The sequence below is a fragment of the Priestia koreensis genome (assembly GCF_022646885.1).
In the GTDB taxonomy this organism is placed as follows: domain Bacteria; phylum Bacillota; class Bacilli; order Bacillales; family Bacillaceae_H; genus Bacillus_AG; species Bacillus_AG koreensis_A.
On the sequence record NZ_CP061868.1, the window covers coordinates 3,933,204 to 3,958,878 of the forward strand.

Here is a 25,675-nt window from a genome sequence, read left to right on the forward strand (position 1 = left end):
CGTTTCTTGTACTCACAAGAAAGGTGATTAGTCGTGCTCTCTCAAATTCTAAAAAAGATCTTTTTTCGTTTAAAATGATTTTTTAGAAAAGAAAGAAACAAAACAATTGAAAAGAGGATATAAGTATGCAAAAATGAAACCAATTATCAACAGCTTGCTTATGAAATCACAAATGGCAAAAGGAATTTTGTAGAATCTTCTCCTAGAAAAGTCGTTATAAATACACTTTCTTGACTTTCTATGAAATTCCTCTAGTGACTTCTCGACAAAGTTATTAATAAACTGACTAGTTCTGTCATTTATTTATATTTCACAACGATTACGGAGGGTAACGACCATGTTTAATGTCGAAAACTATAGCGGTAGCAAAGAGAAAGACTATGAGCTTCTGATTAAACAACTAAAAGCACTATTAGAAGGTGAAACAAATCAAGTTGCTAATTTAGCCAATGCATCCGCATTATTAAATCAGTTTCTTACAGAAACAAACTGGGTTGGTTTTTATCTAAACGAGCAAAACGAATTAGTATTAGGACCATTCCAAGGTCTTCCTGCTTGCGTTCGTATTCCATTTGGGCGTGGGGTATGTGGAACAGCTGCACAAACACAAGAAACACAGCTTGTCGCAGACGTTCACCAATTCCCAGGACATATCGCTTGTGATGCAGCTTCTCGTTCTGAAATCGTTGTTCCAATGGTTAAAGAAGGAAACGTCATTGGCGTACTAGATATCGATAGCCCAATTACAGATCGTTTTGACGAAACAGACAAAAAATATCTTGAGCTATTCGTAGAAGAACTTCTTCCGTTTATTTAACCCAAAAAGAGGCACCTGCTAATGAGCAGGCGCCTCTTTTCTATTAAGCACGGCTTTTTTGAACAACGAGCTGATTTTTCCCTTGGTTTTTCGCTTGATATAACGCTTTGTCAGCACGATGGAACAGTTGCTGAGCCGTATCCGGATTTTCCGTTTCTCGCTTCCAAAATGATACACCGCATGAAATGGTCGTTTTCGGATTCGTCTGCTCTCGCACCTTTTGTAGCAATCGATTGCCAATCAAAATGCCTGCTTCTAATGAAACCGAAGGAAGATAGAGAGCGAGCTCCTCGCCTCCCCACCTTGCTCCAATATCCTTTGCCCGAATGTTCGATTTTATGATATTGGCAATTTGAATAATCACTTGATCGCCTATTTGATGACCATACGTATCATTAATTCGTTTGAAGTTATCAATATCAACTAAAATAAACGTTCCATATGGATCTTGAACCATGGAATCCTTAATCTTCTCATCCAAATACCCTCGAGAAAATAGCTTTGTCAGGTGATCTGTTACGACTAGCTTTTCCAATTCTTCTCTCAGCATCGAATTCGTGAATGCTAGCGTCGAGTGATGAATGAGAGATTGCAACAATTTAAAGTTATCGAAAGAAAAGAAATAAGGCTTCTCATGCAAAACGATGGCTGCACCCGTCACACGTTCATTCTGAATCATCGGCACAGCCATAATGGAACAGAACGGGAGATCTTTATAAGACATTTGTAAGGTCGCATCATTAATGAACAATGCATCATGCTCTACCAAGAACTTTTCGTAAATAAAATCAACGTACTGATAAATGCCTGGCGTAAAAAAGAACGAGGTACTTCCAGGTAGCACTTTGCTTTTACGATTTTGGCTAAACAATACAAACCCTACTGCACTTGCATTAAAGAAGCTCGTAATTTGTGTTGACATGTAGTGAATCGTATCAGCCAATCTCAGGTTAGAGTTTAGTTGATGAGACGTTTCATTGATGAGTTTTAAATCTTCAATTACGCGCTTCGACTGCTGATACAACTGAGCATTTTCTAATGCACTTCCGGCGGTGATACCGAGAAGCGAGATAAACTTTATTTCATCTTCCGGCATGTTCACTTTTCCTGCCGCTCTCACTTGTAGAACACCATAAATCCCTTGCTTTCCTATTAGTGGCGCATTCAACATAGAGTGCGTAACCTCGCTGTGAATTTGTACTTTTCCTGATACGTAAGCCTTCATGGCATTCTCATCAAACTGATCGCCTTCATAGTGAAGGTGCTTAATTGGTAAGTTATGAGGGTTATTAATATCATGAGACAAAAGTAAAAAATAGGTAAAGTGAGGATAAACGGTTTCTAGTGTATGAATAATTTGATACAAAATGTCGCTCATATTCATAGAGGAGTGAAACTTATTCGTTACTTGATAAAGCTGTTCGTAACGCTGTTCTTGATGAGCTCTGTGTTCTTGATGATAGAGTCGGTTAAGGAACTTCGAACACTCTAACTGAATATCCTTCAACAAGGAAAAGGAGTAGGCATTCGTTTCTTCTTTTAAAATTATATATAAATAAGTCAGTTTCGCCTTCGTTTCTAAAGAAATAATATATGCGTGCTGATGGTGAAAATCAGTACATAAGATATCTGAGTCTAGTGGATCTCCTTCCACAGACTGCAGGTTCTCTTCCAAGCTAACCAAAATGTTATCCAAATGAATAGAACGATCTGTACACTGCTCTACCACATACTGATTTGCACGATAATTTCTAGATAGTAATGCTACGGAAGAAAAATCCATTGTCTCACAAAGTATGAGCAACATCTCATCTATTAATTCAGTTATGTCTGTAGCCTCTTCTTCTCGTGCAAGCAGATCAAATAAAGCAGCACGAAACTTTAATAAGGTATATTCTTTCAAACCTTCCATTTCATCACCTTCATTATTCTCAAACAATGTCATTAACTGGATAAAATTAAGCGCGTTTTTCAAAGGATCGCCTGCCAATCCTTAATTATTTTCAATACGACAGTTTGTTTTATTTAACATAAAATTTGGTTATTATCTCTATTATAAGATAAACTAGCTATATTTTCCTAGTTATAAAATTATTACAGTGGATAAATTCATTTTTTTCTCTTATTTTCTTGACAGTCTACTTCTAAAAGCATATAATTGCGATTGTGTGAAATATTGCAGCCTATACATTATTCTTAGTGTCAGCATTTTATTCCTCTTTTACGAGGTGTATCGTGTAACTCTTAGCTGCTAGGGCGAGGATACATGAAAATAAAATGTGCATTATGCAAGATGTGTCTGGTTTTTATTTTGCATAAAATAAAAACATGTAAGGAGGAGTCTTCATGGCTCGTTATACTGGTCCAAGTTGGAAATTATCTCGTCGTCTTGGTATCTCTTTAAGTGGTACAGGTAAAGAATTAGAAAAGCGTCCTTACGCTCCAGGCCCACATGGCCCTGGTCAACGTAAAAAGCTTTCTGAATACGGTTTACAATTACAAGAAAAACAAAAATTACGTCATATGTATGGTGTAAATGAGCGTCAATTCCGCACTTTATTTGATGCTGCTGGTAAATTAGTTGGTAAACACGGTGAAAACTTCATGATTCTTTTAGAATCTCGTCTTGATAACCTTGTTTATCGTATGGGTCTTGCTCGCACTCGTCGTCAAGCTCGTCAATTAGTTAACCACGGTCACATTTTAGTAGATGGTAAACGTTTAGATATCCCATCTTACCGTGTGAAAGCTGGTCAAGTAATCAGCGTTCGCGAAAAATCTAACAACCTTGACGTAATCAAAGAAGCGATCGAAGTGAACAACTACGTACCTGACTACGTAACATTCGATGCTGATAAATTAGAAGGTACTTTCACTCGTTTACCAGAACGTTCTGAATTACCTGCTGAAATCAACGAAGCTCTAATCGTAGAGTTCTACTCTCGTTAATAAGTTCGTTGACTTTCAAAAAAGCTGCTCGTTTTTTAAACGAGCAGCTTTTTTTATACCTCTATTAACATATTGAGAAACAAAAAAAGATCCTGCATGCTACAGGATCTTTTTACATCTTAGTATTGAATAAGCGTGTATTTCTTCTTACCGCGACGAACAACCGTAAATTGGTTTTCGATACGATCAGCTTCTGATAATACTTTTTGAAGATCTTGAACGCGCTCTCCGTTGATGTAGATCGCACCGTTTGCAATATCTTCTCTTGCTTGGCGTTTTGATGGTGAAATTTTCGCTTCAACAAGTAAGTCAATTAACCCTACTTCTTCACCGCTATGTGTGTAAGAAGGAACGTCTTTGAAACCTTGTTTAATTTCTTCAGCCGTTAGTTCCGAAATGTTTCCGTTAAATAATGCATCTGAAATATGGATCGCTTGATTTAACGCTTCTTCACTATGAACAAGCTTCAACATTTCAGCAGCAAGTGCCTTTTGTGCTTCGCGCTTTTCAGGTGCTTCCTGCATTTTCTTATCAAGTGCTTCAATTTCGTCATGCGTTAAGAAAGTGAAGTATTTTAGGTATTTCATTACGTCACGGTCATCTGTGTTAATCCAGAACTGGTAGAACTCGTACGGGCTTGTTTTGTCTGCATCAAGCCAGATTGCGCCGCCTTCTGTTTTACCGAATTTCGTACCGTCCGCTTTTGTCACAAGAGGAACCGTTAAACCAAAGGCTTTTGCTTCTGGCTCTGTTTTACGGATTAACTCAAGACCCGCTGTGATATTCCCCCACTGATCACTACCACCAATTTGAAGACGGCAGTTGTGCGTTTGGTATAGATTTAAGAAATCGTATGATTGTAAAATCATGTAGCTGAATTCTGTAAAGGAAATTCCGCTCTCAATACGTGATTGAACAGAATCTTTTGCTAGCATGTAGTTAATACCGAAGCTTTTTCCGATATCACGAAGGAACGTGATTACGTCTAACGATCCGATCCAATCATAGTTATTCGCGATAACTGCTGCATTATCAACTTCTTCAAAGTCTAAAAAGCGTGATAGCTGTCCTTTAATACGTTCACTAAATGAAGCCACTACTTCTTGTTCATTTAACGTACGCTCTGCCTTTTTACCACTTGGATCTCCAATTAAACCAGTTCCTCCACCAACAAGAGCAATCGGTTGGTGACCTGCTTGTTGGAAACGACGTAAAATTAAAATTGGTAGTAAGTGACCAATATGCAAGCTGTCTGCCGTTGGGTCAAACCCACAGTATAAACGTACAGATTCTTTATTTAGTAATTCTGTTAATCCTTTTTCATCTGTTTGCTGATTAATGAGTCCACGGAACTCAAGATCTTGTAAAATATCCAATGAAATCTCTCCTTTAACTTTTTGGGAAATAAAAAAAGCCCCTTCTAAGAAGAAGGGACGAAAAAATCGCGGTACCACCCTAATTGAAGCACCTTTGTATAACATGATGCTTCCACTTAACGAATATAACGGTTTGCCCGTCTTTTGCTACTAATTATCTATTCACAAAAGATGCTCGAGGACGTAATTCACTGCTTTCTTTGCACTGATTTGCACCAACCATCAGCTCTCTTAAACAGGGAGAAAACCGCTACTAATTCCTTTCAACGCATTCACATTATTCAACTAAAAATTGATATACGACTATTATCTATCATTTTATCCTAAAATTCAAGTGCTATCCTAACTTTACCCATTTAGTTCCTTTCGCATTCAGCTACCATGTGATTATCTTACGTGCTGTTGCGTAAAAGGGTGTCAGCCTTTACGGGAAATAAAAAAGAAAGACTCGCTGTATACGAGTCTTTCTCATTTAAATTAATCTTCCATCGTAGATAAATCACCCGTCGGTAAATCTAACTCCCACGCTTTTAACACACGGCGCATAATTTTACCGCTTCGCGTTTTTGGTAGCTTGTCACGGAACTCAATTTCTCTTGGAGCTGCATGAGCTGCTAACCCTTTTTTTACAAAGGAACGAATTTCTTCAATTAATTCCTCGGAAGGCTCATAGCCATCTCTCAGTGCAATAAATGCTTTAATAATTTCACCTCGCACAGGATCTGGCTTGCCAATTACCCCTGCTTCAGCAATTGCCGGATGCTCAACAAGCTTACTTTCTACTTCAAACGGTCCAACGCGTTCGCCGGACGTCATGATGACGTCATCAATACGCCCTTGGAACCAAAAGTATCCATCTTCGTCCATATAAGCTGAATCCCCTGATACATACCAATCACCAGGCATAAAATAGGATTCATATTTCGCTTCATTGTTCCAAATCGTCCGCATCATAGAAGGCCAGCCTTTTTTAATCGCCAAATTCCCCATGCGATAAGGAGGAAGCTCATTTCCTTGGTCATCCACAATCGCAGCCTTAATCCCTGGAATTGGTTTGCCCATTGAACCAGGCTTGATTTCAATTGCTGGATAGTTACAAATCACCTGTCCGCCTGTTTCCGTCATCCACCACGTATCATGAATACGGTTATCAAACACCTTTACGCCCCATCGTACAACTTCTGGATTAAGCGGTTCTCCTACACTTAAAACGTGACGAAGAGAGCTTAAATCATATTGCTTCACTAGTTCATCTCCTGCCCCCATTAACATGCGGAAGGCAGTAGGCGCACTATACCACACCGTCACACCGTAGTCTTCTATTGCTTTGTACCAGTTTTCTGGGCTAAAGCGTCCACCAATAATCACGTTGGATGCTCCAACAAGCCAAGGACCGAAAATGCCATAAGCGGTTCCCGTTACCCATCCTGGATCTGCCGTACACCAGAAAATGTCTTCATCTTTCAAATCTAGCACCCATTTAGCGGTTTGATAGTGCTGAATCATTGCGTTATGAACGTGAAGAACCCCTTTAGGCTTCCCTGTCGAACCTGACGTATAATGAAGAATTAGACCATCTTCACGGTTCATCCACTCAATTTCTATACGTTTGCTAGCTTTCTGCAAACGAGACTTAAAGTCAAGGTAGATTCCTTTTTCCTCAATGTCATCTCCTACTAAAAGAACGTGCTTCAAATGCGGAAGTGACTCAACAGGAACACGTTCTAGAAGTGCTGATGTGGTGACAAGAACTTTCGCCTCACTATCCTCTAAGCGATCCTTCACTGCGCCTTCCATGAACGCTTCGAATAAAGGACCTACAATCGCCCCTACTTTAATTGCTCCAAGCACGGCAAAGTAAAGCTCAGGAGAACGTGGCATAAAAATAAAAATGCGGTCTCCTTTTTCAACGTCTGCTTGCTTGAACACATTAGCTGCTTTATCGGAAAAATCCTTCATTTCTTTGTACGTATACTTTTCATTTCGCTCCCCGTCACGATAATAAAGAGCGACTTTGTTCTTGCGATATGAGTTTGCGTGCCTGTCAATTGCTTCATGAGCGACATTTATCTTTCCTGTCTTAGACCACGAAAATTCCTTCTCCACTTCTGACCAGTTAAACGTTTTATACGTTTGTTCATAGTCCTGTAAATTATGTTCCCCTTGTTTTACAGGAAGCGCTTCCAATTTCATCACAAACTCCCCCTTATGTACAAAATTATACTGTCTATTATAATATAAAAATGAATTATTCTCAATTTTTAAAACATTTAAGCTCGCAACTAATGAACTTACTCATTTCGTGAAAACGCTTTACTTTTCGTGTATACTGTAGATATATGTAAAGAACTGATTATTCTAGGCGGTGAATGTGTTGGACCATAAAAAAACCTATAACGCAAAAGAATTAAAAACTCCTGTAGGTACCATCGTTATTGAAGGCCCGATTCCTTCTCACAAATTAGCAGAATATGAGTTTCATGATCAGCTAGTGGCTTTTCGCCCTCCTGCTCAACAACGCAAAGCACTGTTAGAAATCGCAGATCTTCCTGAAGGACGTATATTAATTGCTCGTCATTTAAATACAATTGTAGGCTATGTAACCTACCTATACCCTGACCCGCTCGAGCGGTGGTCGGAAGGAAACATGGAAAATTTAATTGAGCTAGGCGCGATTGAAGTCGCCCCTGCTTTTCGAAGCTATTCGATAGGCAAACAGCTGCTTACAGTTTCAATGATGGACGACATGGTGGAAGATTATATTATCATCACTACTGAATACTATTGGCACTGGGACTTAAAAGGATCTGGATTAAACGTATGGGAATATCGAAAGGTTATGGAAAAGATGATGAATGCCGGAGGTCTAACCTGGTTTGCGACCGATGATCCTGAAATAAGCTCCCATCCTGCCAACTGCCTAATGGTGCGAATCGGTAAAAGAGTTCCTGTTGAATCTATTCAACAATTTGATAGGCTTCGCTTTCAAAATCGTTTTATGTACTAAGTATTCTTCATTGACCCAGCAGCTATGACACTATTTTAGGAATAGTAAGGAGTCGTTCTAAAGATGATTGTAGAAGAAATGATGAATCAAGATGTCATTACATTAAGCCCTAGCGCAACGATTGCAGATGCAATTAATCTCATTCGAACGCATAACATTCGCCATATCCCTATTGTAAATCATGATTTTACCATCGCAGGCATTGTATCAGATCGTGACATTCGAGATGCAAGTCCCTCCATTTTTCAACCGAGCGACTTAGCAAATGATTTACATAAACCTGTTACTGATCTTATGACTCAAAATGTGATCACCGCTCATCCGTTAGACTTTGTCGAAGAAATAGCAGGTATATTTTACGAGCACAATATCGGCTGTGTTCCAATCGTTAAAGAACACAAATTAGTAGGCATTGTCACAGAAAAAGATATGCTTCACACGCTTATTCAATTAACAGGTGCCCATCAGCCAGGCTCCCAAATTGAAGTAAAAGTAGACGATCGCCCAGGAATTTTAGCTGAACTCGCTGCTCTCTTAAAAAATTCTAATATTAATATCCTAAGTATACTTGTCTACCCAAGCCCGACAATCAATGAAAAAATCCTTGTCTTTCGTATTCAAACGCTTAACCCGATGATGGTTGTCACAAAGCTCAAGCAGAATGGTTACAATGTCATTAATTGGCCACAGGTGCCTGGTGCTTCATCATGAAAAAAGAAGCTGTATTTGTTTACTCAAAGGACTTACTAAACTATAAATTCAGTGACAATCATCCTTTTAATCAATTACGAGTCAAACTAACTTACGATCTGCTTCGCATGAGCAAAGAATTGAATGAGCAAGACATCGTGCTACCCCGAGTAGCAACAGATGAAGAACTTAGTCTCATTCACGATCCTAACTATATTCAGGCGGTCAAGCTAGCAAGTGAAGGAAAACTGCCTACAGTAGAGGCAAACAACTATGGATTAGGAACCGAAGATACGCCGATGTTTGCCAATATGCATGAAGCTAGTTCCTATTTAGTAGGTGGGACGCTAGTGGCGGCTGATTACGTTATGTCCGGGCAGGCTAATCATGCTTTAAGTCTTGGTGGTGGTCTTCATCATGGTTTCCGAGGCAAAGCATCCGGCTTTTGTATTTACAATGATAGCGCTGTTGCGATTAAATATATTCAGCAAAAATATAACGCAAAGGTGCTTTACATTGATACCGATGCACATCACGGTGACGGCGTACAGTGGGCTTTTTATGATGATCCTTCTGTTTGCACCTTTTCTATCCATGAAACTGGGCGCTACCTGTTCCCTGGTACAGGAAATGTCAATGAACGGGGATATGGGGAAGGATATAACTATTCGTTTAACATTCCTGTAGATGCGTTTACAGAAGATGAGTCATGGATTGACTCTTACTCTACTGCGCTCCGTGAAGTCACGGAATTCTTCAAACCAGACGTTATTTTAACTCAAAACGGGGCAGATGCTCACTATTATGATCCTCTTACCCATTTAAGTGCGACCACAGCGATCTACCGAGAAATTCCGAAGCTTGCACACGAGCTTGCACATCAATATTGTGAAGGGCGCTGGATTGCGGTTGGTGGCGGCGGCTATGATATTTGGCGTGTCGTACCTAGAGCATGGTCGTTTATTTGGCTCGAGATGAATAATCGTTTTCTTCAAGGTAATCTACCGAAAGAATGGCTTGATAAGTGGTCTCCTTATTCTCCTGTGCCTCTTTGTACAACGTGGGATGATCAGCAAGGAATTTACGAGCCCATTCCTCGAAAAGGAGAAATCACCGAGAAAAATCGAAATACCGTTTCAAAGGCATTGTATGTGATTCGCTCTCACACTGAAAAAGCTCGCGAGAAGTAACTTCCTCGCGAGCTTTTGACAGTAAATTATTCTTTTGTTGATTGACGGTACTCGATACGGTGTGGCAGTTCAACAATACTGCTCTCAACCGTTTCTTTGTTCATGTATTTTGTTAATAGACGCATTGCTACTGCCCCGATATCATACATTGGCTGTACAACTGTTGATAACGTAGGACGTACCATTGTTGCAAGCTTCGTATTATCAAAGCCTACTACTTCAACATCTTCTGGGATTTTAAATCCGCGATCCTGTGCTCCGTGAATAACTCCTAATGCCATTTCATCTGTTCCAACGAAAATAGCAGTCGGTTTTTCATCTAAAGAAGACAGCTTCTCAAAAGCTTCCATTCCAGAATCATACGTATAATCGCCTTCAAATACCATTTCTTCATTATAAGGAATTTTATGATCAATAAGTGCTTGTTGGTAGCCTTTTAGCTTTCTTTCCTTATTCATTGGCTCTTCTAAAGGTCCTGTTACAAAAGCAACGCGCTCATGACCCTTTTCAATTAAGGCATGGACAGCATCATATGCTGCTTGTTCATAGTTAATATTTACTGAAGGAATTTGTTCAGACATTTCAATAGAAGCAGCTAAAACGATTGGAACCGGGGATTTTTTAAACTCTTCGACATGCTCATCAGTGATATTGCCACCCATAAAGATGATGCCGTCCACTTGCTTACCGAGCATAGTGTTCAAAAGATGGAATTCTTTATCTGTGTTTTGATCCGAGTTACTTAAAATAATATTATACTTGTACATTGTGGCAATATCTTCAATACCACGTGCTAGTTCAGCATAGAAAATACTTGAAATATCAGGAATAATAACCCCAACAGTTGTCGTTTTCTTACTAGCTAATCCACGAGCTACCGCATTTGGACGATACCCTAGACGTTCAATTGTTTCTAGCACCTTTTTTCTTGTTGATGGCTTTACGTTCGGATTACCATTAACAACACGTGATACCGTTGCCATTGATACATTCGCTTCTCTTGCTACATCATATATTGTTACGTTCACAACTTAACACTCCTTGTATTCAGCACATTTTCTGTTAGTTTACCCAGAAACCGTTATTTATAATTATGTACAGTCTATAATGTCTGTAACTACTATACGACACTATGTGCACAACCGCAATTAATTTACAGGATTTTTATGCAATGTTCGCTAAAAATACACCCAATAATACAGAATAGCATAATACACAGTAAAATTCATCATTATTTTTACATTTTTCCCAAAAATACCAGTTACCTTCAGCATCACTGTACACGTAAAAGAGCCATTCAAAAAGCCTTCCGAACAAAGACATGTCCGGAAGGCTTTCAAATGTTAGCCTATTACTTTTGAGTATGCTCAGTTAATGCACCACTTGTAATATTGCTGTGAGATGCGTTCCACGTTGGCTCTCCATTCTCAAATACAAATACCTGAGGAGATTCGTGTTTAATATTAAACGTTTCTGCAATGTGTGCAGAAAGCGGACGCGCTTCTTGCACATGCAGATAATACGTTGGGACTTCCTCATGTTCATGTGCAAACGCCGTATATTCTTCATATGCATGAGCACTAATTGGACAGGTTGTACTATGTTTTAAAAAGGCAAACTGCTTACCTTTTTGGAGAATTTCTTCGAATTCTTCTACCGTTGAGATTTTATGCATGTTGCTCACTCCTTTATTAGTAATGTGAAGAAAAAGAAGACGTCTCTAAAATAACGATTTCGGAGGCGTCCTCTTCTTCACATGTATTCTTTTAGAATGCAAAGGTGATGAACCTTTTATGCATTCTATTAATGCTTTAAGCCTTGCTCCATTTCATCCAGTGCTTTTTTCGTTTGATCAAGCTCCTGTTGAACGTTGTATTCTTTTTCAATCGTTTGAGTTTCGACTTCGTCCTCTAATACGTTTAGGCTGCTTTCTGGAAGAACTTCTTCTTTTTTACGAATCCCTTTTACCTTGTTAATCACTTGTGCTGATTGGCCAGAGATTGTTTGTGAAAGGCTAACCGTTTTATCTTTAGCGCTAGAAGCAAGACCTTGTCCCTTTTCCATCGCTGAGTTTCGAAGCTTTTCCGTTTTCAAGCGAACGAATGTAGCTTGTTCATTGATGTCTGAGCGAAGCTCTCTTCCAGCTTTAGGAGCTAATAATAATGCTGTTGCAGCACCTACAACTCCTCCCACGATTGCTCCCACTACAAAATCCTTATTTTTCGTTGTATTTGTGTTGTTTTTAGCCATCCTTATTTCCTCCCTTAAGAATATGATCGACGACGCTGTTCTTCTCTTGGCGGTGTTTCTGACACTGCTGCGTCATTTACTTGCTTTCTGTTCTTAAATCGATCCCAAATGTCCATTGCGACATTGCTCCACTGAACAACCTGAGCCACTGACTCCTTATGCTCTTCTGCTTTTCGTGAAACGGTATTAGATACCCCACGAATAGAACGGTTCAATTCTTGAATCGAACCACCGACTCCTTTTACAGAATCCACTACGACGTTCAGTGCTTCAGATTTACGTTGAATGTCCTCAGCAAGACCATTTGTTTTATGTAATAGCGCTGTGGTCTCTACAGTAATGCCATTCATCTGCTTTTCAAGACCATCTAAGGTTCCAGCCACAGAGTTTAGCGTTTTTTGTACAGATCCAAGCGTCCTTGCTACTGATATTACCAAAAATAAGAACGCGATGGCAATAATTGCGACACTTATATACAGGATTAAAATCATAATATACGTCCTCCTTATGCTAGCTCGATTACTTAGTTCTACCCTCTAGTTATTTACAATAAACATCCTTATTTGTATTGCCATTTCTTTGAAAAACTATAAGACAGGCCTCCTTCTCTCCGTATATTTTTTCGTTTCTAGCATGGATAAGTAAACAAATGAAGCCTTTTGAGTTACAATAAATAGGTATATTTTATATCGTACACTAGGAGGTAGTAAAAATGAAAGACCCTCGCATTGAGAAATTAGCGAAAAATCTAATTAATTACTCCGTTCGTTTACAAAAAGGGGAAAAAGTTTTAATTGAAAACTTTGGCCTACAGCGCGAACTTGTGAATGCACTTGTAAAAGAAGCTTACGCGGCTGGTGGTTTCCCATTCGTATCATTAAAAGACCATTCCGTTGATCGTTCTCTATTAATGGGTGCCCAAAAAGAACACTTCGACATGATCGCTGACTTTGAAGCAAACGTAATGTCTAACATGGATGCATACATCGGTCTTCGCGCAGGAGACAACATTTCTGAACACTCTGACGTGCCAGCAGAAAGCATGAAAGTTCATGGAGAAACGGTTGGTAAGAAGGTTCACCGTGACATTCGCGTACCTAAAACAAAGTGGGTAGTGCTTCGCTATCCAACAAACTCAATGGCTCAGCTTGCCAAAATGAGCACAGAAGCATTTGAAGACTTCTACTTTAATGTATGTAACTTAGACTATGCGAAAATGGATAAAGCAATGGATGCTCTTGAGGCACTCATGAACAGAACAGACAAAGTACGTTTAGTAGGTCCAGGAACTGACCTTACCTTCTCCATTAAAGATATTCCAGCCGTGAAATGTGCGGGTCAAATGAATATTCCTGACGGGGAAGTATATACAGCGCCAGTACGTGACTCTGTGAACGGAACGATTACATACAATACACCTTCACCTTACCAAGGATTTACGTTTGAGAACGTTCAACTAACGTTCCGTGACGGTAAAATTGTTGAAGCAACGGCGAACGACTCTGAGCGTATCAACAAAATCTTTGATACAGACGAAGGAGCTCGCTACATTGGAGAATTCGCTATTGGTGTAAACCCATATATCCAACATCCTATGCAAGATATTTTATTTGATGAAAAAATCGATGGTAGCTTCCACTTCACACCAGGTGAATGTTATGAAGATGCATACAACGGAAATAAATCAAATATCCACTGGGATATGGTAATGATCCAACGCCCTGAATACGGCGGCGGAGAAATCTATTTCGACGACGTGCTCATTCGCAAAGACGGCCTATTCGTCGTGCCAGAACTCGAAGGATTAAACCCTGAAAACCTCAAATAAAAATTAGAGAAGCCTTCCTCCTGATCGGGAGGAAGGCAAAAAGATCTCCATAAGTGGAAGAGGCCAAGCCCGAAAGGGCTGGCCTCTTCCACTTATGCTTTACCAAAAAGGGACCTGACAGCTCCTCCGTCAGGTCCCTTTTTGGTAAAGTGGATTCAAATTAGATGGATTGATATAGGTTTTCGAACTTTTGAATGTCTCCTGCACCCATGAACACCAATACTGCGCGATCATGATCCTTTAAATTCTCTACCGTCTCTTCATCAATCAATCGTGCCCCGTCAATACGTTGACGAAGATCTTCAATGCTTAGTTTCCCTTGATGCTCACGAGCAGATCCAAAGATATCACATAAATATACTTGATCAGCACCTTGTAAGCTTGAAGCAAACTCATCTAAAAACGTTTGCGTACGAGTAAACGTATGTGGTTGGAATACGGCTACGACTTCGCGATCAGGATATTTCTGACGCGCAGCTGAAATCGTTGCGTGAATTTCCGTTGGATGATGAGCGTAGTCATCAATAATCACCTGTTCACCAAACGCTTTCTCACTAAAGCGACGCTTTACTCCTTGATACGTTTTTAAACGCTCTTGAAGAATTTCAACATTGATTTCCTCATAGTGACATAACGCAATCACTGATAACGCATTTAAAATGTTGTGATCGCCATAGCCAGGAATCTCAAACGTTGCATAAAAATTGTTACGAATAAACACATCAAATTTCGTTCCTGCTGTACTCTTAACGATATTACGAGCCTGGAAGTCGTTTTCTTCGTTCAAGCCGTAATATAAAACAGGTACTTTTGCTTGAATGCGCTGTAAATGCTCATCATCACCACAAGCAATAATACCTTTTTTCACTTGCATCGCCATCTCTTGGAATGCACTGAATACATCTTCTACGTTAGCAAAGTAATCAGGATGATCAAAATCAATGTTTGTCATGATCGCATAGTCAGGCGTATAAGACAAGAAATGTCTACGGTATTCGCATGCTTCAAATACGAAATACTCACTGCCGTCTGTTCCTTGGCCTGTTCCATCGCCGATAAGGAAAGATGTCGGACGAGCTCCTTGAATCACATGTGATAGCATGCCTGTTGTTGATGTTTTCCCGTGTGCTCCCGTTACGGCTACACTTGTATATTGTTTCATAAAATCGCCTAAGAACTTATGATAGCGAATAACAGGAACATCTTGCTCAACCGCTGCTTGAATTTCTTCATGTGTATCTGGGAACGCATTTCCTGCAATTACAATCATGCCTGGCTCGATATTTTCTTTGTTAAAAGGTAAAACAGTAATGTTCTTTTGTTCCAATGATTTTTGTGTAAAAATTTCTTTTTCGATATCAGAACCTTGAACATGGTAATTCATATCATGTAAAATTTGTGCTAATGCACTCATTCCAGTCCCTTTGATTCCAACAAAATGGTAAACTGTCATATAAAGAAACCTCCAACATTCGTCTATCTGTAAGACAGTATATGACGTTTATCTAGAATTGCTCATTTATCACAGTTCATATAGTCTTCATAATAGGTTTTATAATATTGCATTTCATCATTATAGCACTAACTTGTTTTATGCACCAAGGAATAATCATCCATAAAACAACGCACTTCCTTATCCACCCTTCGCCTCTTCTAGTCCATGTCCCTTGTGAAGGAAAATAAGAAAGTACGATTTGTACGCTGTTATATAAACTATTGAACAATTCTACTCTACGCCTGTCTTCTCAGCATTACTCCATAAGCACTATAACATACTCTTTTAAAAAGAAGAACGCCTTCTTTTAAAAAGATGAACTTTGAATATCAGTTAAATCATCTTCTGTAATTAATACGTCTCTTGGTTTGCTGCCTCTTGCCTCTGAAATGATCCCTTGCCCTTCCATCATGTCAATTAGTCGTGCCGCACGGTTGTATCCGATACGAAAATGACGTTGCAGACTAGATGTTGAGGCTCCACCTTGATCTAATACAAACTCACATGCTTCGACGAATAAATCATCTTCATCTGAAGAAATGGTTTGCTGTTTTTTCAATAAGTCTTCTTGTTGAAATAAATAGTTAGGCTTCATTTGCTTTTTCACGTGATCGACAACGCGATCGATTTCTTCATCTGAAATAAAGTTTCCTTGAATACGAACAGTTTTAGACGATCCATTTTCTAGGAATAACATATCTCCTCTACCGAGAAGCTTTTCAGCGCCTCCTGTGTCGATAATCGTACGAGAATCAACTTGAGAAGATACAGAGAAAGCGACACGAGTTGGAACGTTTGCCTTAATTAGCCCTGTAATAACGTCTACAGACGGTCGCTGTGTCGCAAGCAACAGGTGAATTCCACACGCACGAGCTTTTTGAGCGATACGGCAGATTGCTTCCTCTACTTCACCTGGTGCCACCATCATAAGATCTGCTAACTCGTCAATGATGATCACAAGGTATGGAAGCTCCCCGCTTTTCTCGCCGTGTTGTTTTACGCGCTCATTGTATTTCGTAATATCTCGAACTCCGGTATGAGCAAAAAGCTCGTATCGTCTTTCCATCTCCTCAACGGCCCATTTAAGCGCGGCCGTTGCAGCCTTTGCATCCGTAATAACCGGACTTACAAGGTGTGGGATGCCATTATAAGGCGCTAGTTCGACCATTTTGGGGTCGATTAGCATTAGCTTTACTTCGTGTGGCGCTGCTTTATAGAGAAGGCTGACAATAATTGTGTTAATACACACGCTTTTCCCTGACCCTGTAGCACCTGCAATTAAACCATGAGGCATCTTTTTTAAATCCGTTACAATTGGTTCACCGGAAATGTCTAAGCCGAGTGCGACATTTAACGGAGAGCTGTTCTCTGAGAACGCTGAACTTTGCAGAATTTCCTGTACAAGTACAGCTTTGCTTTGGCGATTTGGCACTTCAATTCCAATTGTATTTTTTCCTGGAATTGGTGCTTCGATACGAATATCTCTGGCTGCCAAACTTAATTTTATATCATCAGTTAAGTTCGTAATTTTATTTACTTTTACACCTGGCTCAGGATGAACCTCAAAACGTGTCACCGTAGGGCCTTGTGTCACATTGACTACTTTTGCACGCACGTTAAAGTTTTTCAGCGTCATATCTAATAGTTCACGCTGTTCCTCTAACCACTGCTTGTCTTCTTCCACCTTTTCTGGAGGCGTGTTCAACAAGCTCATACTCGGAAACTCATAAACACCATTCGTTCTTGTTTCGACCAGTGGAGAAGTTGGTTTAGGCGACTGTAAAACAGGTTCCTCAGATACTTGCGCTACCTCTTCCCTCTTCACCGGCTCTTGAACCGGCTCCTGTCGACGAACCTCTGCGCGTCTCGCATCAGCTTCACGATGTGGAGACATTTGGCGACGATCTTTTTTAAGCATCATCACGTTATATGGCACAAAGCGCTTTTTGCGAGGCTCTTGAACAGGTTCAGATGACTGCTGCATGTCGTTAGCCTCTGCCATCGCCGAAGGGTTTTGCTCTTCAACAGAAGAAACGTCGGAACTCACGGCCGTTTCTTCAACCGTAAAGGCTACTTCTCTTTGTGCTTCTACGACTGTTTTTGGACGTATATCTTCCGGTTCAGCAGCCGTATCTTCAATAATGCGCTCCTCTTCGTACACAGGCTGGACAGGACGTTCAGGCAATCGCTCATGACGAACCGGTTCAGCCTGAAGCTCCTCCCCATGAAACGGTTGGACAGTAGATGAGAATTCCTTCACCTCTGGTCGATTTATATCTTTCGATTCACGACGCTCATACGCTGGACGCTCTAAATGCATACGCTCTTCTTCATACACATTTGGTTCTTCTCGATAGACGCGCGGCTGAGGTGTCTGTGCCAACGTTTCTTCCCCCTGCGTGCTGTTCACTTCTTCTTGTAGGGGGTGTACATTGTATACTGGTTCATGACGCTGTGGCACCGGACGCTCTTCATAAAAGACTTCCTCAACCTCTGGATGTGAAACAACAGGGTTTGGCTGTCTTGTTTGAGCGATAGTCTCATGAGAAGAAATGCTTTCCTCTCTCACTCCTCGATCGGTGGAAGGCGTAAGCTCAAATTCTATTACGTCATCTTCTGGCACATACGCATCCTCATAGCGGGCATCTTGAGAAAGATCTTGACTCTGCTGCGGCTGTGCTTCAACCGACTCATGTGCAGGTCGGAAGTTTTTATACACCGTTTCGTTTAGCTTTAAGTATTCTCTAACCTGTTCATACGTCAGTTCAGCCCGCTTAACAGGCGCTATAGGACGAGGAGCGCGATAAGGTGAAGCGTAATGCTCCTCTCCTTCTTCTCCATCTAAATAAGAATAGCGTAATGAAGACGTAAGCTGTTCAGGACGCTGCTTAAATCCATAGATAGGAGAAGGAACCTCTGTAGGTCGGAACGGGTGTGATCGTTGTTCCTCTGGGTCTTTCTCTACCTTCATTTCTCTTTTCGGTTGCTGATCTTTCTTTGGCGTCCCTTCAAATTGCACGCGGGGCTTATGTAGCTCTTCTACCTCCACCTTACGCTCTCTTTCTACGCTTTCTTTTGGATAGTCTCTGCGTTCAGGTAGTTCTGTTACCTTCTCCGCCTTCTCGCGCTGAGCAGGGCGAGCATAAGGCTTTTGCTCCATTTCCTCATCCGCAATCAACGGAAAGCGAAATTTCCCTTTCGGATACTGATAGGCAATCTTAGCTTGCACGTCTCGTCCCGGCTGCTCCTTTTGTTCAGGTTCTTGAAACTTAAGGGGTGTGGCCGTTTTAACTGGTTTTATATATTGTTCAGCTTTTTGCTTAGGTATATGTTCACTAATTAATTTCGGGTTATTTTGTTTGGATGCGGACGACGAAACAGGTACTTCCTTTTCGCGGCCTTCTTCATCGACAATAATTTCTTTCACTTCATATCCTAATAAGTAATCAAATGCTTTTCGGATCCAACTCATATTAAATCACTCTTTCTACCTTTCCTTTGGCAATAACTTATTTTAACATGTATAATTTCGTAAAAATATAGATAAATAAGAGGGATTTTGTAAAACTTTCCTGCTTAAATCGCACTTCTTAGTTAAACAATTAGTTTTTGAGCACTTCTTTATGTCCTTCTAGAGGAGATTTCTTACTTTTGAACTAAATATTTTACCTATTCCCAGACCTATTTCTTCTTAAACCTTAACAAGCCACTAGTTTATACTAGTGGCTTGTTATTTTATCAAATAATCTTCCATTATTTCAACGAATTTCATGCATATGTAACGGTTGAAATGAAGATGTAAAAGTAACAGCTCCTATTTAACTAGAATAAAGGACGCAATTTCATCCTTATTAGCGTTGAACGAACTCATTACCTACTACATAATCATCAGTCAGGACCAAAATTCCTTTTTCTTGAGGCGCGTCTGGTAAAGCTAGCTCTCGCGCTGAACAAATCATTCCTGAAGAAGGAACACCCCGAAGCTCTGCGTCTTTAATGACTAAACCACTTGGCATAACCGCTCCAACCTTTGCCACTACTACCTTTTGACCTGCATCAACATTCGGTGCGCCACAAACGATTTGTAGTGTTTCTGTTCCTACGTCTACCTTGCAAATATTTAGCTTGTCCGCATTTGGATGCTTTTCTTTTTCTTGTACAAACCCTACAACGAATTTAGGAGACAAATCGACCTCTAATTTTTCATTAAAGCCGTTCTCTTCTAAAATGCGTTGAAGTTTTCCAACTAGCTCCTCGGTTAATTCAACAGAACCGTTCTCTGTAATTGTCATATAGCTAGAAGCGTCAAAAATATTGTATCCAGCCGTTTCATTCGTTTCACGGTCGAAGACGCGCGCAACGTTTCCTTTGCGCTCTGATGTACGCTCTTCTACATTAATATCTTTTATTGCTAAAATTAGCGTATCGCCAATACCTTCTTGATTATAAAACAGATTCATGTGTTTACCTTCCTTTTTACTTTTTTCGATTCTTTCCAAGAATAAAGATCGGTTCTAGCTCCCCATTTTCATAGAGAAATGACAATGCCGTTACGGGCACATGACCACTCGCAAAAAAGCTCATTGTCATTTGAGCAAGCACGTCGTATCCAACCTCATTTTGAATATCACCGATGATTAATACATCCTGATGTGGAACAGCTAGCGTCATCGTTCCTGTAATCGTCTCTTCGGAAAACTGCTTTAAAAATTGGTCGTTTAAAATTCGGCTCGCATCATAGCCATCGTTGCTATTAACGAAGTAAAACGTATTTCCAGCTACCGTATCTTTTTTATACGTCACCTTTAAAGAGCGGAGATTAAACCTTGCCATCTCTCTAATCTTTGCTTCGGTCCAATTTTCTTTTTGCATCATTCGCTCATCAATTAATCGGTACGTACTTCCTAGATCTAATGCATAATAGATGCGTGTCTCAGCCGTATGATCATCATAAAAAAGAGAAATCTCATCTCTTGTTTCCGTTGGAAATGAAGTAGAGCGGATAACCGGAAAAATATTTTTCTCTTTTCCGGTTAACTTTTGCTCCTCGTTCATTACGTGAAGAGCTTCTCTAATATAATACACCATTTCTTCAAGGGCTGCTTCTTGTTTTTCCTCCCACTTGGCAATTAAACCCGGGATGGAAATAGTGATGCCTTTTTTCTGCTCCGCATGCTCCACTCGCAGTGTATCCTTTTCACGATCATAGGAAAAAGACCAATCAGAACCAGATAGTTTTTCTTCCAATAGCTTGCGCATTTTTAAGCTAGTCATTTTCATGGTCATCTTCCCCCTTTGCGCTTCAGTCAGCTAATCCATCAATGAATTCTTCAATTTGCTCTTGCGTCTTACGGTCCTTACTTACAAAACGACCTGTTTCCTCACCGTCTTTGTATGCAACAAAACTAGGAATACCAAACACGTTTAGCTCGATGCAAAGATCAATAAATTCATCACGATCAACATAATAGAATTTATAGTCACTGTATTTTTCTATTAGTTCTGGTAGGATTGGATCAATGAAACGGCAATCCGGACACCAGTCAGCTGAAAACATTAAAATATGTTTCCCTGTTTTGATTTCTTCTCTATATTGTTCAACGCTTGTTAGTTTTTCCATTTTTATTCCTCCTAAATAGGCTTTTCTTCTATTATTGCTAATCATATGAAACCATAATCTATTATGCCATGCAAGATTTTGCTTCTATCTGACAAGGGTAATAAAAGGATTCCCCTTATCAGTTTCACTTACTCCCCTCGCTCATAGTCGTATTGCCCGGCTAGTAGCTTTACGATATGAACAAACATTTCTTTTCGCCCAACCCAATTGTTTGTAAACACACCGATTGCACCTTCACGCTTGCTTAGATCACTTGTATGAAGAAGCTCATCCATCACGTGCCCTAATTCCATCCCACCTCGTACTTTTACCGCGAACTCATGAGGTAATAAAATTCTTGCTCCGCCTGCAATGATCGGGGCGTTTCCTTTCGTAACGAGCGCTCCCCAGTTACATAAAAACATGCCGTAATCTGTTTCAAGAACGCCCCCTTCAAGGCCAATTCCGATTTCGGCGTTTCCTTTTTCCAATGCATTTGCAGCTCGATTAATCGCACCTTGAATGGTTTCTTTATCCGTAAAAGGCTGTGCTGATACTTCGGATGGAACACTAAGATCAGTAAAAGAGCAGTCTTCCCAACTTGCTAATGCGGTTTGAACTGCTTCTACTTTCGCTGGATTTTTTGTACCAATGGCAATTTTCATTGTTGTTCTCTCCCTCTGGTCATGAAAAAATCGCCTTAAATGCCATTTCAGCAAAACAGCTAAAATGTGCAAGAAGGGCGATTTTTCAACTACTTTAGTCGCTTACAATTATGAATTTTGATGAATGGAAGCAAGCGTCGTACGGTCAGTTGCTCTTACAAGTCTCGTCACAAGCTCTTTTGCTGCCGCATAGTCATCAATATGAATCATGGATGCATGTGTGTGAATATAACGTGAGCAAATACCGATAACAGCAGAAGGAACTCCTTCATTCGTTGTATGGACACGCCCAGCATCTGTTCCACCTGGGGACACAAAATATTGATATGGAATGTTGTTTGTTTCAGCCGTATCTAAAATAAATTCGCGTATTCCTCTGTGCGTAACCATAGTGCGGTCATAAATACGTAGAAGTGCTCCTTTTCCAAGCTGGCCGAATGCCGTTTTGTCTCCGGACATATCATTAGCTGGACTTGCATCAAGCGCATAGAAAATATCTGGCTTGATCATGTTTGCAGCTGTTTGAGCACCACGAAGACCCACTTCTTCTTGCACAGTTGCTCCAGAATAAAGCGTATTTGGTAATTCTTCACCCTGTACTTCTTTTAGAAGCTCAATCGCAAGTCCACAGCCGTAACGGTTGTCCCATGCTTTGGCTAAAATTTTCTTTTCATTTGCCATTGGTGTGAACGGACAAATTGGAATGATTTGCTGACCTGGTTTGATGCCCATACGTTTCACATCTTCAGGATCATCTGCACCAACGTCGATTAACATGTTTTTAATATCCATCGGTTTTGAGCGCTGTGCATCCTCTAATAAATGTGGAGGAATCGACGCAATTACACCGATAATAGGTCCGTTGTCCGTAATCACTTGTACACGCTGTGCTAGAAGTACCTGACTCCACCAGCCACCGAGTGTTTGAAAACGAATAAGTCCTTTCTCAGTAACAGACGTTACCATAAAGCCGACTTCGTCCATGTGCCCTGCTACCATAACGGTAGGACCTTCCGAATTTCCCTTTTTCACGCCAAAAATACTTCCAAGGCGATCTTGTACGATTTCATCTGAATATTTTTCTAATTCTTGGCGCATAAAAGCTCGCACTTGATGTTCGTTGCCAGGTGCACCGGGTAATTCAGTCAAGGTTTTAAATAATGCTAACGTATCTTGATTCATGATATGTCCCCTTTATGTATATTGACTTTTCTTCTTTCATTGTACCGAAAACCGAATATTCTTTCCACTTTCCTGGTAATGGAATTGTTTAAAACTTAACAAATTCGCTTCCTTTTTGTATACTTTTTATATTCTCCCTATTTTCAGCTTGTCTCTTGTGTTTTATGAAACAAGCATACACGGCTTATCATAAGGAGAGAAATAACCTTTTATTGATGCTTTTTAGCTCTACCATTTATAAAAAACGAAAGCGAGTGACCAATATGAAATTGAAACATGTAGTGGCAGGATTCGCGGCTGGTTTTGTGAGCGCATACATCATTGAAAAGAAAAAAGCAGCAATTTCTTCTGGAGAAGCTCTTCAAATTGCGAAAAACGCCTTCAAAAAAAATGGAACCATTGATGGCTCCTGGATTCATACGACAACAAAGTTTTTTGAACAAAATGGTTTAACGTTTGAAGGCTATAACGGAGGAATTATTCGTACCGTTGATAACCTTCAGGAACATTATGAGTTTTTTATTGATAAAAGAAGCGGTGCCATTCTAGATTTGAAAACCGTATCATGACCGCTTTCTTTCGATTTTATCGATCAATTCATTGGAGTCATTCCATTTAACCGCTCGATAATACGCATCGTGATAAAAACTAAACCACGCGTTATGCTGAATGCCCCTTGGCGTCCACAGCTGTTTTTGAGCAACAGACGTCATTGGGTAATCATCATATGCCATCACCCACAGTATGTTCGCATGTGCGTGAGTTGCGAGTAAATCACCCATATGTAATAGCTGCTCTCCACCATCTTCTAGTAAAATAACAGCATGTCCATCACTATGCCCACCTGTATGGAACATGTTGATGCCTTCTAGCACTTCAATTTCTTCTTTAAAAGTAATCACCTGCTGTTGAATGGCTTCCCAATTTTCTTTCCAATAAGTATTACGGGATCTTATGTTTGGATTACGCATTTCGTTCCATTCCACTTCTGATACATAAACTTTCGCCTTTGGAAATACGGACGTGTACGCGTCATTTGTTTTAGCTGTCAACCCGCTCGCATGATCAAAGTGGAGATGAGTCATTAACACTTTGTCAATATCAAAAGCGCTCAGACCAAGCTTCTGAAGCGCATCTAACACATCAGATTCTTCAGTTACACCAAAGTTCCGAAGCTGCTTTTCATTTAGCTTTCCCTTTCCGATTCCGGAATCGATCAGGATATTTTCTCCTCTCGCTTGAATGAGTAACGGGTCCGTTCGCAATTCGATTTGATTTTTGTCATTTACCGGATACTTTTTAGACCAAAGTGGCTTTGGCACTACGCCAAACATGGCACCTCCGTCTAAATGATTGTTTCCTCCGTTTAGCCATGTTACTTGAATATCCCCTATTGATAACGTTTCCATTTCTCTTTCCACCCCCATGAAAATTTCCCTTTTATTGTATCATAAAAAAAGATCCCCTACTCTCTACAGAGCCAGGGGATTGTAATCAGTCATTTAGGTACTTTACTTCACAGCGATAAATGCGCTGACCTGCGTTTGAAAATTTCTCTTCGTACTCCGTCATTACATTTCCTTCAAAATCGCTTTTGTGAAGATCTAAACTTACGTATTTTAATAGCAGTCCATACTCTGAAAAGCTTGTCAGAGAGTATTCAAATAACCCTTGATTATCCGTTTTAAAATGAATTTCTCCGCCGTCAACTAAAAGATCTTCATATCGCTTTAAAAACGTTTTGTATGTTAAACGTCGTTTTGCATGACGGTTTTTCGGCCACGGATCAGAAAAGTTCAAATAAACGCGATCGACGTCGTTCTTTCCAAAAATATCATTTAACGTTGCCGCATCCACATTAAGTAGCTTCAAGTTAGGAAGTTCTTCTTCAATTAGACGATCTAATGCGACTACGATGATGCTCTCAAATAGTTCAATACCAATATAATTCACATCAGGATTTTGCTTAGCCATTCCGACTAAAAACTGCCCTTTACCTGTTCCAACTTCAATATGAATCGGGTTATCATTTCCAAATACTTTACTCCAGTTTCCCTTGTGAGATTCTGGATTCGGTACCACGTACTGAGGATTTTCTGCAATACGATCCTTCGCCCATGGTTTATTTCTTAAACGCATATTCACACCTCGTTAATTAAATAATTCGCTAAAAATAATCATAAAAATAACATCGTCCGCTGCTGACTCAGTAAAGGAGGTTCCTCTAACGGACATTGAACGATGCTCATATAAAGTATTTTCCGCTGGGAAAATACTTCAACATTCACGAATAAAGAGATAAGTAAAGCAAAAACTAAAATGATTACATTTGAAAGGATGTGGACGCGATGCCACTAGATTATTCTCATCAAATGGGCGTTTTAAAAGATATTTTATCTGATCACCAACTGGATTGCTGCGGGACAGCTTCCGAATGTGCTCAGGTTGGTCGCCTCATTGAATCTATGTTAGCCAATAGTACCACGAACGAAAGGCTAAAGGATACGTTACATCACATTTACGCGTATACTCAAACCGCGAAGGATTGTCCGGATTTGAATCAACACATACACACAAATCAGCAAAATTTATCTCAATGGGTAAATGAACTCTCTACCCTATCTTAA

General features: G+C 40.1%; 24 protein-coding genes and 1 other annotated feature. Of the genes, 8 read left to right on the forward strand and 16 right to left on the reverse strand.

Going from position 1 to position 25,675, the window contains the following annotated elements; genetic code table 11:
• Nucleotides 1–337: 337 nt before the first annotated feature.
• Entirely contained in the window at nucleotides 338–817 is a 480-nt protein-coding gene (locus IE339_RS20635) for a GAF domain-containing protein (protein WP_242170771.1), read from the forward strand.
• 43 nt (nucleotides 818–860) lie between these two features.
• Here IE339_RS20635 and IE339_RS20640 read toward each other — a convergent pair whose 3' ends face one another.
• Nucleotides 861–2,729 carry a sensor domain-containing diguanylate cyclase gene (locus IE339_RS20640; protein ID WP_242170773.1) on the reverse strand — a complete coding sequence of 623 codons (1,869 nt, stop codon included), beginning with the start codon at nucleotides 2,727–2,729 and terminating at the stop codon, nucleotides 861–863.
• A gap of 434 nt (nucleotides 2,730–3,163) precedes the next feature.
• On the opposite strand from IE339_RS20640, the gene rpsD reads away from it, so the two are divergent.
• On the forward strand, nucleotides 3,164–3,766 hold the full coding sequence (gene rpsD / locus IE339_RS20645) for a 30S ribosomal protein S4 (RefSeq protein WP_053400823.1): 603 nt from the start codon (nucleotides 3,164–3,166) through the stop codon (nucleotides 3,764–3,766).
• Nucleotides 3,767–3,885: 119 nt separating this feature from the next.
• On the opposite strand, the gene tyrS is transcribed toward rpsD, so the two are convergent.
• Both tyrS and acsA read right to left on the reverse strand, forming a co-directional pair.
• Nucleotides 3,886–5,142 (reverse strand): tyrosine--tRNA ligase, encoded by a 1,257-nt coding sequence (tyrS, locus tag IE339_RS20650; protein WP_242170775.1) that lies wholly within the window; start codon nucleotides 5,140–5,142, stop codon nucleotides 3,886–3,888.
• 50 nt (nucleotides 5,143–5,192) lie between these two features.
• Nucleotides 5,193–5,418, reverse strand: a binding site (T-box leader).
• A gap of 201 nt (nucleotides 5,419–5,619) precedes the next feature.
• A complete protein-coding gene (gene acsA, locus IE339_RS20655; protein WP_242170777.1) occupies nucleotides 5,620–7,335 on the reverse strand; it encodes an acetate--CoA ligase in 1,716 nt (571 codons plus the stop codon).
• Between the two features lie 181 nt (nucleotides 7,336–7,516).
• On the opposite strand from acsA, the gene IE339_RS20660 reads away from it, so the two are divergent.
• From IE339_RS20660 to IE339_RS20670, 3 genes are all read left to right on the forward strand, one after another.
• The gene (locus IE339_RS20660) at nucleotides 7,517–8,149 is read left to right on the forward strand and encodes a GNAT family N-acetyltransferase (RefSeq protein ID WP_053400821.1); all 633 of its coding nucleotides are present in this window, start codon (nucleotides 7,517–7,519) and stop codon (nucleotides 8,147–8,149) included.
• A 63-nt stretch (nucleotides 8,150–8,212) separates the two neighbouring features.
• Entirely contained in the window at nucleotides 8,213–8,860 is a 648-nt protein-coding gene (locus IE339_RS20665; protein WP_242170779.1) for an acetoin utilization AcuB family protein, read from the forward strand.
• Nucleotides 8,857–10,029 (forward strand): acetoin utilization protein AcuC, encoded by a 1,173-nt coding sequence (locus IE339_RS20670; protein WP_242170781.1) that lies wholly within the window; start codon nucleotides 8,857–8,859, stop codon nucleotides 10,027–10,029. The genes IE339_RS20665 and IE339_RS20670 overlap by 4 nt, the downstream gene beginning before the upstream one ends.
• A gap of 26 nt (nucleotides 10,030–10,055) precedes the next feature.
• Here the strand turns inward: IE339_RS20670 and ccpA are convergent, their stop codons facing one another.
• From ccpA to IE339_RS20690, 4 genes are all read right to left on the reverse strand, one after another.
• On the reverse strand, nucleotides 10,056–11,057 hold the full coding sequence (gene ccpA, locus IE339_RS20675) for a catabolite control protein A (RefSeq protein WP_053400818.1): 1,002 nt from the start codon (nucleotides 11,055–11,057) through the stop codon (nucleotides 10,056–10,058).
• Between the two features lie 323 nt (nucleotides 11,058–11,380).
• Nucleotides 11,381–11,704 carry a bacillithiol system redox-active protein YtxJ gene (ytxJ, locus tag IE339_RS20680; protein WP_242170784.1) on the reverse strand — a complete coding sequence of 108 codons (324 nt, stop codon included), beginning with the start codon at nucleotides 11,702–11,704 and terminating at the stop codon, nucleotides 11,381–11,383.
• A 128-nt stretch (nucleotides 11,705–11,832) separates the two neighbouring features.
• Entirely contained in the window at nucleotides 11,833–12,279 is a 447-nt protein-coding gene (locus IE339_RS20685; protein WP_242170786.1) for a YtxH domain-containing protein, read from the reverse strand.
• Nucleotides 12,280–12,293: 14 nt separating this feature from the next.
• Nucleotides 12,294–12,770: a DUF948 domain-containing protein gene (locus IE339_RS20690; protein ID WP_242170789.1), complete on the reverse strand. Its 477-nt coding sequence runs from the start codon at nucleotides 12,768–12,770 to the stop codon at nucleotides 12,294–12,296.
• A gap of 221 nt (nucleotides 12,771–12,991) precedes the next feature.
• Here IE339_RS20690 and IE339_RS20695 point away from each other — a divergent pair, with 221 nt between their 5' ends.
• The gene (locus IE339_RS20695) at nucleotides 12,992–14,107 is read left to right on the forward strand and encodes an aminopeptidase (RefSeq protein WP_242170791.1); all 1,116 of its coding nucleotides are present in this window, start codon (nucleotides 12,992–12,994) and stop codon (nucleotides 14,105–14,107) included.
• Nucleotides 14,108–14,267: 160 nt separating this feature from the next.
• On the opposite strand, the gene murC is transcribed toward IE339_RS20695, so the two are convergent.
• The 7 genes from murC to IE339_RS20730 all read right to left on the reverse strand — a co-directional run bounded on the left by murC (nucleotide 14,268) and on the right by IE339_RS20730 (nucleotide 23,048).
• Nucleotides 14,268–15,560 (reverse strand): UDP-N-acetylmuramate--L-alanine ligase, encoded by a 1,293-nt coding sequence (gene murC / locus IE339_RS20700; RefSeq protein ID WP_242170793.1) that lies wholly within the window; start codon nucleotides 15,558–15,560, stop codon nucleotides 14,268–14,270.
• Nucleotides 15,561–15,909: 349 nt separating this feature from the next.
• Entirely contained in the window at nucleotides 15,910–19,074 is a 3,165-nt protein-coding gene (locus tag IE339_RS20705) for a DNA translocase FtsK (protein WP_242170796.1), read from the reverse strand.
• Between the two features lie 379 nt (nucleotides 19,075–19,453).
• The gene (gene ytpR / locus IE339_RS20710) at nucleotides 19,454–20,062 is read right to left on the reverse strand and encodes a YtpR family tRNA-binding protein (protein ID WP_242170799.1); all 609 of its coding nucleotides are present in this window, start codon (nucleotides 20,060–20,062) and stop codon (nucleotides 19,454–19,456) included.
• 16 nt (nucleotides 20,063–20,078) lie between these two features.
• Nucleotides 20,079–20,876, reverse strand: coding sequence for a DUF1444 domain-containing protein (locus IE339_RS20715; protein ID WP_242176262.1), 798 nt, complete (start codon nucleotides 20,874–20,876; stop codon nucleotides 20,079–20,081).
• 28 nt (nucleotides 20,877–20,904) lie between these two features.
• Nucleotides 20,905–21,222 carry a thioredoxin family protein gene (locus IE339_RS20720; protein ID WP_242170800.1) on the reverse strand — a complete coding sequence of 106 codons (318 nt, stop codon included), beginning with the start codon at nucleotides 21,220–21,222 and terminating at the stop codon, nucleotides 20,905–20,907.
• A gap of 128 nt (nucleotides 21,223–21,350) precedes the next feature.
• Entirely contained in the window at nucleotides 21,351–21,866 is a 516-nt protein-coding gene (locus IE339_RS20725) for a DUF84 family protein (protein WP_242170802.1), read from the reverse strand.
• 108 nt (nucleotides 21,867–21,974) lie between these two features.
• Entirely contained in the window at nucleotides 21,975–23,048 is a 1,074-nt protein-coding gene (locus tag IE339_RS20730; protein ID WP_242170804.1) for a M42 family metallopeptidase, read from the reverse strand.
• A gap of 263 nt (nucleotides 23,049–23,311) precedes the next feature.
• Here IE339_RS20730 and IE339_RS20735 point away from each other — a divergent pair, with 263 nt between their 5' ends.
• Nucleotides 23,312–23,617, forward strand: a complete 306-nt coding sequence (locus IE339_RS20735; RefSeq protein WP_242170805.1) for a PepSY domain-containing protein — start codon at nucleotides 23,312–23,314, stop codon at nucleotides 23,615–23,617.
• On the opposite strand, the gene IE339_RS20740 is transcribed toward IE339_RS20735, so the two are convergent.
• Nucleotides 23,612–24,457 (reverse strand): YtnP family quorum-quenching lactonase, encoded by an 846-nt coding sequence (locus tag IE339_RS20740; RefSeq protein WP_242170807.1) that lies wholly within the window; start codon nucleotides 24,455–24,457, stop codon nucleotides 23,612–23,614. The genes IE339_RS20735 and IE339_RS20740 overlap by 6 nt on opposite strands.
• Before the next feature lie 85 nt (nucleotides 24,458–24,542).
• The gene (gene trmB, locus IE339_RS20745; RefSeq protein WP_242170810.1) at nucleotides 24,543–25,187 is read right to left on the reverse strand and encodes a tRNA (guanosine(46)-N7)-methyltransferase TrmB; all 645 of its coding nucleotides are present in this window, start codon (nucleotides 25,185–25,187) and stop codon (nucleotides 24,543–24,545) included.
• A gap of 209 nt (nucleotides 25,188–25,396) precedes the next feature.
• Between trmB and IE339_RS20750 the strand changes: the two genes are divergently transcribed.
• The gene (locus IE339_RS20750) at nucleotides 25,397–25,675 is read left to right on the forward strand and encodes a YtzH-like family protein (protein ID WP_242170812.1); all 279 of its coding nucleotides are present in this window, start codon (nucleotides 25,397–25,399) and stop codon (nucleotides 25,673–25,675) included.